The sequence below is a fragment of the Mangrovibacter plantisponsor genome (genome assembly GCF_003182475.1).
Taxonomy (GTDB): domain Bacteria; phylum Pseudomonadota; class Gammaproteobacteria; order Enterobacterales; family Enterobacteriaceae; genus Mangrovibacter; species Mangrovibacter plantisponsor.
In genome coordinates this window covers 565119-575719 of sequence record NZ_QGTS01000001.1, presented here as the reverse complement: position 1 = coordinate 575719, position 10601 = coordinate 565119, and the positions used below count along the sequence as shown (strand labels likewise).

Genomic DNA, 10601 nt, shown 5'->3' with positions numbered 1-10601 from the left:
CGCCGCTTTGCTTCCGTGAATGCCTGACTGACAGCAGTATCACAGATGAGCCGGAACTGCTGGCGTGGGCCGGGTTGATGGCGACGTCTGAGCCAGACATACCAGCCGCTTCGGGCAATCCGAAGCACCCGGCACATGGCTTTGATGCTGAACTCAGCCTGATGCTTTTCGATGAAGACATACTTCATTTCAGGCGCTTCGCGAAGTATGTCGCGGCCTTTTGGAGAATGGCCAGCTCCTCAGCCTGTTCCGCCAGCTGTCGTTTGAGACGGGCATTTTCGGCCGCCAGTTCATTCTCGCGCTCTGAGGAGGTCATCTGTTGCTGTTGTTTACTGCGCCAGTTGTAGAGCTGGGATTCATACAGGCTGAGTTCACGAGCGGCGGCAGCAACACCGATGCGTTCAGCGAGTTTCAGGGCTTCATCGCGGAATTCGGGGGTGTACTGTTTACGTGCCGTTTTGCTGGTTGATGCTGGTTTTGTCATGAGTAATCACCTCTGGTTGAGAGTTTACTCACTTAGTTGCGTGTCCACTAATGGTGGGGAGGATCAATTAAGCAAATCTGCTTATGCCAGACACATGGGCGTAAGCCGGCAGACGGTGTACTCCTGGGCTGCCCGGGGCAGTATTGTACTGTCTGGTGATAAAGTTGATGTTGACGCATCACTGGCCAGACGAAATGCTGTCGCAGCCGGCGGCGTTCACCGGACTGAAATGACCTGGGCACAGGCGGCTGTATGGGTATGGGGGCATGATGGTAGCGAACTTTCTGATGGTGTGGAAGGTGGCCAGAGGGTTAAGGCTGCAGCCACTGAGCTGGGTTTTGATATTCAACACGAACCTGATGAGCAATTACTCATTTTGTTTCGACTGGATGAAGAAACCCACAGCTTTTATGGCAAAGACCGTGTGGCAGGCGCTTTACGTTTCCTCCGTTCTGAGCTGGGCTACGTTGCCACAATGCATCCGGATATACCGGACGACTGGAATGAACCGGGCCTGCGGGCATTATGTCTGCTGAAAGGCGAAAAACTGTAAACCTCCGTTTAAACTAAACCCGCCAACAACACACCAGCTTGACACTTTTTCGGGTAAAAACGGGAAAAGTGTCAACTTCGTCTAACAAATCCTGACGCCGTTGAACAACAGTTACAGATTGCCTGTAAAGGCCAGGTACTGAGTTTTGGTGAACGTAGCAGGGGGAACCAGGTTGTCAAAAGTTGGCATCCTTTAGGGCAGCCAGTGGCAGATTTTTGGCTGTGTGTGCCCTAAGTTACAGTTGATTTAATCTGTTGATTAATATGAAAATTAATGCAATTTTAATGCCGATAACTTATCAGGTTGAAAGACTTATTAAACTCATAAAATGAGAGTGATTACAGACAAATCATTGACAAAAAATGGCACATTTGGTTAATTCTTATATGCAATTTGTGACAAAAAAGTCATATAATGCCTATATGATTTTTTGTTTGAAGTAGTGGGGGTAAAATGATAGTTAACTTTGGATTTAGAAATTTCTTTTCCTTCAAAGAAGGTGCTGAGATAACCTTCTCGCTTGAGAAAAGAGTGTTAGATTCGATTCCGAATAAAAATGGGATCAGCTACATTCTCGGCATCAAGGGGGCAAATGGTTCAGGGAAGACCAACATAATTAGAGCGCTCGGCTTCATCTATACATTTGCCACCAGTTCATCTGATAGAAAGATTGATGAAACAATAAGATTAGACTCTTTCTTTGAAAGTGAAGAACCAAGTGAATTCTATATCGATTTTATTTTAGATGATAAACTTTATACCTATAGCTTTGTTATTGATAAATTTAAAGTTTACAATGAAAAGTTAACAAAAAAAGCTAAGCGTGAAGTTGTTATCTTTGAGCGTAAGAAGAATGTCATTGAGCATTGCTTGAAGAGTTTAGATGAAATTAAAAAAATAAAACTTAGAACTAACGCTTCCTTAATAAGCTTGGTTGATAAATTTGATTTTGATTCTGATATGGCCGATTTGCGAGCTGTAAATAAATATTTTTCCAAAATCATTTGTAACGTTGGTTATGCCGGGATGATGCGGGATAATTTTGGCCTTTCAATGAATGATATTTCTAGATTGTATAATTCAAATGAAAGACTACTTTGTTTTGCAAAGGATATTATAAAAACAGCGGATCCCTCTATTTCTAATATTAGCATTATTAAAGGTGATGATGATGATGGCAAAGAGCGGTATTATCCAATATTCGAACATTCAAACGGGAGTGATACTCATAGGGTAATATATCTTGATGAATCTAGCGGAACTCAAACGCTTTTTAACAAGATGGCAATGTATTGGTCAACTTTTATACGTGGTGGGGTTCTCGCTATAGATGAATTTGATATTCATCTTCATGCTTTGCTTCTGCCAAAAATAATCAGTTTATTTGAAAGTAAAAAATCAAATAACTTAGCTGCTCAATTCATCTTTACAGCCCATAATACTGAGATAATGGATTATTTAGGCAAGTACAGGACTATCTTGGTTGATAAGAAAAATTTAGAAAGTTATTGCTATCGACTTGATGAAATGCCTGCAACGCTAGTTCCTGGTACAACCGTTAGGTCTGATAGAAAACTTTCTGGCCTCTATCTTAAGAAAAAATTGGGTGGAGTTCCTGAATTATGAGCAGATTTAAGAATAGAGGAAAAGAAGACTTCATAAAGAAGGCGCATGAAATTGAGGACCATGAGCAACTTGTCAGACAAGTCGATCATGTTGAAAATAATATCTCAAAGAGAATGGCTTTCAATTTTTCTTATTTTTTAGGAGAGGCTCCCGGGGCCGATTTCAATAATTTAAACCAAGAATCACTTTCAAGTTTATTCATTAAGCTCAGGGAGTTTTGCCGGGAACCAATCAGTCATTGGCTATTAGAACCTATAGGCCATAAAGGAACCGTATTTGCTAATTACATTAATTTCCCTAAAAATTCAGACTTTGAAGTTCCAGCGCATGTACCCAAGGGCGTCGAATGGGGGCGATTTAGAATTGATAGAGCAACCAGATTAGCTGGTTTTATCGTGCCAGATAAAAAAAATGGTATTGAAATAACTAAAGGATACCGACTTTGCAATAATGTCTTTTATGTTGTTTTTTTAGATCTCAATCATGGATTTTATAAAACAGACCCTACCAAAAAGAAATAGGTACATTTGAAAAAGATATATTTAAATGAGAATTTCATGAGTTAATTTTGAGATAAATGATAAAGAAGCAATCATATAATTAGATCGCAGATAGTTAAGGATATTTAGTTAGAACTTAAATTCTCCTTACTGAGAGGATGATATTCTATAAAAGGGCAGAACTCTGCCCTTGCGTACAAGTCTTAATCTTCAATATCGCATATAGAAGCAATGATTGAAAGTCTATCCACATTTCAGAATACCTACCATTACATCACGCGAAATAAAGTTAATCCTCATTGCGAGGCTCGAGCATGACGGCCCGACCGGGCGAACTAAGTCCATCAATAAGAAGGGAAAGTGGCACCACGAGGCCCTGCATATCCTGTAACAAACCAGCCTATGATTTGATAAGCGCCAGTTGAGTCGACTACAGGTGAAGACAGAGGTCGAACAGTAGACAAATAAGATGGAAGCAGCGAACGAATGTGTATAGATTAAATTAATTAAACTAATTTTTATAAATTTCAATTAGTTATGATGAAATTCCTAATCCCTTCTGTGGTATTCAAAATCAATATGACACTTTATGTCATCTGTCAATTTGCAATCGCTGTCTATCAGGTCTCGCTGGTAAAGGACTATGGAAGGGCGAACGAGCATGAATGTGGATGTTTTTGTCGAGCACTACAAAATGGAAGGTAGATAACCGTTCTCTATTTTGGCAGGACACGGTAAATGCAGCACAACTTGCAACAGCCTGAGATTGGTCGATGCATTGTGATTTACTCACTCATACCTTTCCGTGGTATCCCCTGAGTATCCCTGAAAAAGACTAAGGGCCTACGTTTGCACGTAAGCCCTTGTTTTATTTGGTGGCCCCTCCCCGGCTTGAACGGGGGACCAAGCGATTATGAGTCGCCTGCTCTAACCACTGAGCTAAGGGGCCGTGGCGGACGATTATAATGGAACTGACTGGCTCAATCCAGCCATTATAATGCGTATGCTGATTTTATAAGCAGTGTTAACCCGTTAGAAAATCAACAAGAATTGGGAATGCCCGCTTGTCAGTAGCCTGGTTGCGGGTGCACTGGATTATTAAACGCGCTGAGAGTATCTGTATGGGCTTCAGGGCCATTATAGGGGAGAAGGTGAAGTCGGGCCGTTAAGGTCACTTGCTATGGCATATAGCAGCATGGCGGTTAAAGGGCCACTACCCAAAGGTAGTAGCCCATAAACGCTAATCAGAACACTAATCAGGCACTCAGCCAGCCCAGTTTGATAACAAACAGGATGGACATGATAATCAGTGCAGCATTCACTTCTTTAGTACGGCCGCTCAGCAGTTTCACCACAGTCCAGGTGATAAACCCGAAAGCGATACCGTTAGCGATGGAATAAGTCAGCGGCATGGTCAGCGCGGTTACGGTAACCGGCGCAGCAGTGGTGACATCTTTCCAGTCAATTTCTGCCAGGCCAGAGGTCATCAACACAGCAACGAACAGCAGTGCTGGTGCTGTAGCATAAACCGGTACGCTGCCAGCCAGTGGTGAGAAGAACAGGCTCAGCAGGAACAGAACTGCAACCACAATTGCTGTCAGGCCAGTGCGGCCACCGGCGCTCACACCTGCAGCAGATTCCACATAACTGGTAGTGGTGGATGTACCCAACAGTGAACCAAACAGTGCAGCGGCGCTGTCGGCAATCAGTGCGCGGCCCATCTTCGGCAGGTTACCGTCTTCATCGGCAAGACCGGCGCGTTTGGTTACACCCAGCAGTGTGCCGGTGTTATCAAATACATCTACAAACAGGAAGGCAAAAATAACGCTTACCAGGCCCACATTAAATGCACCGGAAATATCCAGTTGCAGGAAGGTTGGAGCGATTGATGGCGGAGCAGAGAACACACCACCGAACGGTGTCAGGCCAATACCCATAGACAGGAAGGTAACAATCAGAATACCAATCAGTACAGCACCTGTTACGCGGCGGGCTTCCAGTACCACAATGATGATAAAGCCCAACAGAGCCAACAACGGACCCGGTTTGGTCAGGTCGCCCAGGCCAACCAGTGTCGCCGGGTTATCAACCACAATCCCGGCACCTTCCAGTGCGATCAACGCCAGGAATAACCCAATACCTGCGGCTATCCCGGAACGTAAAGCTAACGGAATACTGTTGATAATCCACTCACGGATTTTGAATATCGACAGCGCAAAGAAGATACAGGCTGAAAGAAATACCGCACCCAGCGCGATTTGCCAGGTGTAGCCCATGTGCAACACCACGGTGTAAGTAAAGAAGGCGTTCAGCCCCATACCCGGTGCCAGAGCAATTGGGTAGTTGGCAATAAGGCCCATCAGCACACAGCCAATTGCCGCAGCCAGACAGGTGGCAACAAACACCGCACCTTTATCCATGCCGGTGGCACCAAGGATGCTGGGGTTAACAAACAGAATATAGGCCATTGCCAGGAAGGTAGTGATACCCGCGATAACTTCGGTGCGAACCGTTGTATTGTGCGCTTTTAGCTTGAATAGTTTTTCTAACATCATCATCTCTCGTGATGGGGAGACGTCACTGACGTGCGTTCTCTTGCCAATAATGGGTTGCATGCGCGTTATTGTTTCGGGAAAAGGCTGACAGCTGCATGCTCGGCTATCAATTTGACGATTTTTCGCCAGCGCCTTGTATACCAACTCCTTTCCCTGAATTCACATAGCAATTGCTATGCCATGCCTGGACGCAATCGTTTACCTTCTTCGTTGCATCACTGGCTAAGACTATTCCGAACCAGAATGAGGCGTGATTATGGTGCATTGCACTATGTGTGCGCAATCGTTTTCCCACACGAAAAGTGTATGTCAGGCCTTGGTTATGCGGGTTTGTTTAGCGAACGGTATAAAAGACGAAGTGTTGAAGGAATAAGGCAGGTTTTCGTGTATGTTTTTCTGTACTGCGGGCGATTACCCTACAAAATAAAAAAGGCCCATAAAGGGCCTTTTCACGTTGGAGGATTAAAATATTAATCGTCCAGGAAGCTGCGCAACACTTCCGAACGGCTCGGATGGCGCAGTTTACGCAGTGCTTTCGCTTCAATCTGACGAATACGTTCACGGGTTACGTCAAACTGTTTGCCCACTTCTTCCAGAGTATGGTCAGTATTCATATCAATACCAAAGCGCATACGCAGGACTTTTGCTTCACGGGCTGTCAGGCCGGCGAGAACATCGTGGGTTGCGGCACGCAGGCTTTCCGTTGTTGCGGAATCCAGCGGCAGCTCGAGGGTAGTATCCTCGATGAAATCACCCAGATGCGAATCTTCATCATCACCAATTGGTGTTTCCATGGAGATAGGCTCTTTGGCGATTTTCAGCACCTTACGGATTTTATCTTCTGGCATCAGCATGCGCTCAGCCAGTTCTTCCGGTGTTGGTTCACGGCCCATTTCTTGCAGCATCTGGCGTGAAATACGGTTGAGTTTGTTGATGGTCTCAATCATATGTACCGGAATACGGATGGTACGCGCCTGGTCAGCGATAGAACGCGTGATAGCCTGACGAATCCACCAGGTGGCATAAGTTGAGAACTTGTAACCACGGCGGTATTCGAACTTATCTACTGCTTTCATCAGGCCGATGTTACCTTCCTGAATCAGGTCAAGGAACTGCAGACCACGGTTGGTGTATTTCTTGGCGATAGAAATAACCAGACGCAAGTTTGCTTCAACCATTTCTTTTTTGGCGCGGCGAGCTTTCGCTTCACCAATCGACATACGACGGTTGATGTCTTTAACCTGCTCAATGGTCAGGCCGGTTTCTTCTTCAATCTGACGCAGTTTTTGCAGGCAACGCTGAACGTCTTCTGTCACTTCGTTCAGTTTTTCAGACCAGGGTTTGTTCATCGCGATAGCCGCGTTGAACCAGGTTTCGCTGGTTTCGTTGCCGGTAAACAGTGTGATGAAGTTTTTCTTCGGCATTTTGCACTGTTCAACACACAGTTTCATGATCAGACGTTCCTGGGTACGAACACGGTCCATCATGGTACGCATGTTGTTTACCAGGTAATCAAACTGTTTTGGCACCAGGCGGAACTGTTTGAATACTTCAGACAGTTTCAGGATTTCTTCCTGTGCAGTCGCGTGGCTACGGCCTTTCAGTTTGATGGTGTCACGAGTAACAATGTATTGATCACGCAGTTCAGCAAATTTCTCGCGCGCCAGTTCCGGGTCGATACTGTTATCGTCGTCGCTGTCGTCGTCTTCGTCTTCATCTTCGTCGTCGTCATCGTCCATATCTTCCTGGGACAATTCAGAACCAACGTGAGTGGCGGTCGGGGCAAGATCTTCTTCTGCGTTCGGGTCAACAAAGCCCGTGATCAAGTCGGACAGACGAGCTTCTTCTGCTTCAACACGATCATACTGTTCTAACAGGTAGGTGATAGCTTCCGGGTATTCGGCAACAGAGCACTGTACCTGGTTGATCCCATCTTCAATGCGTTTGGCGATGTCGATTTCGCCTTCGCGGGTCAGCAGTTCAACGGTACCCATTTCACGCATGTACATACGTACGGGATCGGTGGTGCGGCCAATTTCAGATTCAACACTTGAAAGCACTTGTGCGGCTGCTTCAGCTGCATCTTCGTCTGTGTCATTCGTGTTTTCAGCCAGCAACAGATCATCGGCATCCGGCGCATGTTCCATCACCTGGATGCCCATGTCGTTGATCATTTGGATGATGTCTTCGATCTGGTCGGAGTCGACGATATCCTCCGGCAGATGGTCATTGACCTCGGCATAGGTCAGGTAGCCTTGCTCCTTACCACGAGTGACAAGAAGCTTGAGCTGTGACTGCGGGTTTTGCTCCATAAGACGGTATCCACACTTAAGTCATGAGAGTTGGTGTTGGTCGGCGAAACTGCCAACAATAACGTATACCCGTTTCTTTCAAACTGCGGCGTTGTATGACCTGGTCTGTGTTTACCCGGCGGTTTCTTTCCGCCCGGGCCACGCCATCACTGTCATGCTGCACCCTGAAAAATCTCAGGTACGGCGGGCTGGTTTATTTTCTGGCCGCTGCCCGTCTTTGCGGCATTCGGGGTCTTCCCGAGGTATATTCGGCAGTTAAGCCGCTTAAATTCTTTCTCGTCATACTTCGCGCCGCAGGTGTGTTTTCACTTCCCTCACAACACAAAGCATGTTAATTCTGTAGTGCCACGCGCCTATTTCTTTGCGCGTTTTAACGCTTCGGTAATCACGCGAACTTCTTCACGCTCCGCAGCGTTTAAGCCTTCAGTCCTTGACCGTGCAATAAGCTCGGTGAGCCTGAGCTCCAGCACCGTATCAAACATGTGGCTGAGCGCATCGGTGAAGGTTTGTTCTGCAATGTCCTTATCTGCTATATCGTCCCAGGTTGCCAGTTTTTCAAGGGTCGGGGCTTCTTTTCTTCCACGATAAAGCTCAAGTAACTGCCCGGTGTTCAACCCTGGTTGCGCCAGACAGGCTGCAACCAACTCAGAGAACAACCCTAATCCTGGCAATTTTGCCTGCTCAAGCCCTGCCAACGAAGGAACCAGCGGTGCAAGCTGCGGGTTTTGTATCAACAACCCTATCAGTATACGCATGGTTGTCCGTTTTAGCCCGGCTGGCTGCGGATTTACTGGTGTTTCCGCCTGGCGCGGCATCAACCGTTCCAGTTGTGTTTCGTCCAGAATACCGAGTTTGTTACCCAACTCCTGGCGCAAAAAAATGCGTAACGTTTCGCCGGGTACCTGGCTGATTAATGGCAAAGCCAGTGTACTTAACTGTGCCCGCCCATCGGGTGAACTCAGGTCTACCTGTGGCAGCAAACTGTTAAACAGAAACGCAGAGAGCGGCTGAGCCTGCTCAATCCGGGTTTCAAAGGCGGCTTTGCCTTCTTTGCGAACCAGTGTGTCCGGGTCTTCGCCATCGGGCAGAAACATAAAGCGTAGCTGACGACCGTCAGTCATGAAAGGCAGCGCTGTTTCCAGAGCTCGCCACGCCGCGTCACGACCTGCCCGGTCGCCGTCATAACAACAAACCACGGTGTTCGTTGCCCGGAACAGCAGTTGAATATGATCTGCTGTTGTCGACGTACCCAGCGAGGCAACAGCATAGTTAATGCCATACTGCGCCAGCGCCACTACGTCCATATAACCTTCAACCACTAATAACCGTGCAGGAGAAGGCTGGCTTTGCTGTGCTTCATAAAGGCCATATAGCTGGCGGCCTTTATGGAAAATATCGGTTTCCGGTGAGTTGAGGTATTTGGGAAGCCCGTCACCCAACACGCGACCGCCAAAGCCAATGACTCTGCCGCGTTTATCCCGGATAGGGAACATAACGCGTTCCCGGAAACGGTCATAACTGCGCCCGTTATCGTTGGTTACCAGCATCCCGGCATCAATCAGCGCCTGTTTATTTTCGGCATGCTGACCAAAACGTTTAAGCACATTATCCCAACCAGCCGGTGCATAACCGATGGCGAAATGTGCAATAACTTCCTGGCTGAGACCGCGTTTTTCCAGATACTGGCGCGCGTTTTCAGCAACAGGTTGAGTCAGAGATTGTTGGTAAAATGCATTCAGCCCATCGAGCAGCTGGTACAGGTTTTGCCGCTGATGGCGTTCAATCTGCCCCGGGCCGTTACCGGCTTCGTAGGGAACTTCCAGATTGTGCATGGCAGCGAGCTCTTCAACGGTTTCGACAAACTCAAGCTTGTCGTAATTCATTAAAAAGTCGATGGCATTACCATGAGCGCCACACCCAAAACAGTGATAAAACTGCTTCTCGCCATTCACCGTGAAAGAAGGGGTTTTTTCATTATGGAATGGGCAACACGCGTGGTAATTCTTGCCTTGCTTTTTCAGCTTCACACGCGCATCGATCAAATCGATGATGTCGGTGCGAGCCAGCAAGTCATTGATAAAAACGCGTGGGATACGTCCAGCCATAGGCCCCGGTTTTTCAGCTCTTAAACGAGAATAAGCCGCGCATTCCTTTCGGAAGCACGGCCTTTACAACTAAAACTCAGTCTGTGTGACTGTTGTATTGCGGATAGCCCGCAACCAACAATTAGTACAGACGAGTACGGCGTGCGTTTTCGCGAGCCAGTTTCTTCGCGTGACGTTTTACCGCAGAAGCTTTAGCGCGTTTACGTTCAGTAGTCGGTTTTTCATAGAATTCACGACGACGAACTTCCGCCAGAACACCCGCTTTTTCACAGGAACGTTTGAAGCGACGCAGTGCTACGTCGAACGGCTCGTTTTCACGTACTTTAATTACCGGCATGTGCCTCTCACCTTTACTAAATCGGTTTGCCACTGGCATCAACGCCAGCATATTTCAAAATGGTGCGGAATTTTACTTCAACTATTGCTGCTTTGTAAAGCACCTGCTGCAAGCTGAAGAGGGCTTTTC

Annotated in this window: 7 protein-coding genes, 1 tRNA gene and 1 pseudogene; 3 read left to right on the top strand and 6 right to left on the bottom strand. The window is 46.8% G+C overall.

Translation table 11 applies throughout. The annotated features are described in order from the left end of the window. A pseudogene (locus DES37_RS02730) lies at window positions 1-484 on the bottom strand (transposase); the annotation flags it as partial. Between the two features lie 115 nt (window positions 485-599). Between DES37_RS02730 and DES37_RS02725 the strand changes: the two are divergent. The 3 genes from DES37_RS02725 (at window position 600) to DES37_RS02715 (ending at window position 3184) form a co-directional block, all read left to right on the top strand. Further along, on the top strand, window positions 600-1037 hold the full coding sequence (locus DES37_RS02725) for a DNA-binding protein (RefSeq protein ID WP_245929947.1): 438 nt from the start codon (window positions 600-602) through the stop codon (window positions 1035-1037). A 453-nt stretch (window positions 1038-1490) separates the two neighbouring features. Continuing rightward, complete coding sequence (locus DES37_RS02720) at window positions 1491-2663, top strand: AAA family ATPase (RefSeq protein ID WP_110024727.1); 1173 nt, start codon at window positions 1491-1493, stop codon at window positions 2661-2663. Beyond that, window positions 2660-3184: a hypothetical protein gene (locus DES37_RS02715; protein WP_110024726.1), complete on the top strand. Its 525-nt coding sequence runs from the start codon at window positions 2660-2662 to the stop codon at window positions 3182-3184. The genes DES37_RS02720 and DES37_RS02715 overlap by 4 nt, the downstream gene beginning before the upstream one ends. 852 nt (window positions 3185-4036) lie before the next feature. On the opposite strand, the gene DES37_RS02710 is transcribed toward DES37_RS02715, so the two are convergent. From DES37_RS02710 to rpsU, 5 genes are all read right to left on the bottom strand, one after another. Beyond that, a tRNA-Ile gene (locus DES37_RS02710) sits at window positions 4037-4112 on the bottom strand. A 307-nt stretch (window positions 4113-4419) separates the two neighbouring features. Further along, the gene (locus tag DES37_RS02705; RefSeq protein WP_235234437.1) at window positions 4420-5718 is read right to left on the bottom strand and encodes an NCS2 family permease; all 1299 of its coding nucleotides are present in this window, start codon (window positions 5716-5718) and stop codon (window positions 4420-4422) included. Window positions 5719-6188: 470 nt separating this feature from the next. Beyond that, complete coding sequence (gene rpoD, locus DES37_RS02700) at window positions 6189-8030, bottom strand: RNA polymerase sigma factor RpoD (protein WP_036105593.1); 1842 nt, start codon at window positions 8028-8030, stop codon at window positions 6189-6191. 353 nt (window positions 8031-8383) lie between these two features. Continuing rightward, a complete protein-coding gene (dnaG, locus tag DES37_RS02695; protein WP_036105594.1) occupies window positions 8384-10135 on the bottom strand; it encodes a DNA primase in 1752 nt (583 codons plus the stop codon). Between the two features lie 121 nt (window positions 10136-10256). Next, on the bottom strand, window positions 10257-10472 hold the full coding sequence (rpsU, locus tag DES37_RS02690; RefSeq protein ID WP_001144069.1) for a 30S ribosomal protein S21: 216 nt from the start codon (window positions 10470-10472) through the stop codon (window positions 10257-10259). Between the last annotated feature and the right edge of the window lie 129 nt (window positions 10473-10601).

Excerpts from the sequence above, each read along its gene's own strand:
- DES37_RS02720 (WP_110024727.1), top strand. The coding sequence starts at position 1,491 with ATGATAGTTAACTTTGGATTTAGAAATTTCTTTTCCTTCAAAGAAGGT.
- DES37_RS02715 (WP_110024726.1), top strand. The coding sequence starts at position 2,660 with ATGAGCAGATTTAAGAATAGAGGAAAAGAAGACTTCATAAAGAAGGCG.
- DES37_RS02705 (WP_235234437.1), bottom strand. The coding sequence starts at position 5,718 with ATGATGTTAGAAAAACTATTCAAGCTAAAAGCGCACAATACAACGGTT.
- rpoD (WP_036105593.1), bottom strand. The coding sequence starts at position 8,030 with ATGGAGCAAAACCCGCAGTCACAGCTCAAGCTTCTTGTCACTCGTGGT.
- dnaG (WP_036105594.1), bottom strand. The coding sequence starts at position 10,135 with ATGGCTGGACGTATCCCACGCGTTTTTATCAATGACTTGCTGGCTCGC.
- rpsU (WP_001144069.1), bottom strand. The coding sequence starts at position 10,472 with ATGCCGGTAATTAAAGTACGTGAAAACGAGCCGTTCGACGTAGCACTG.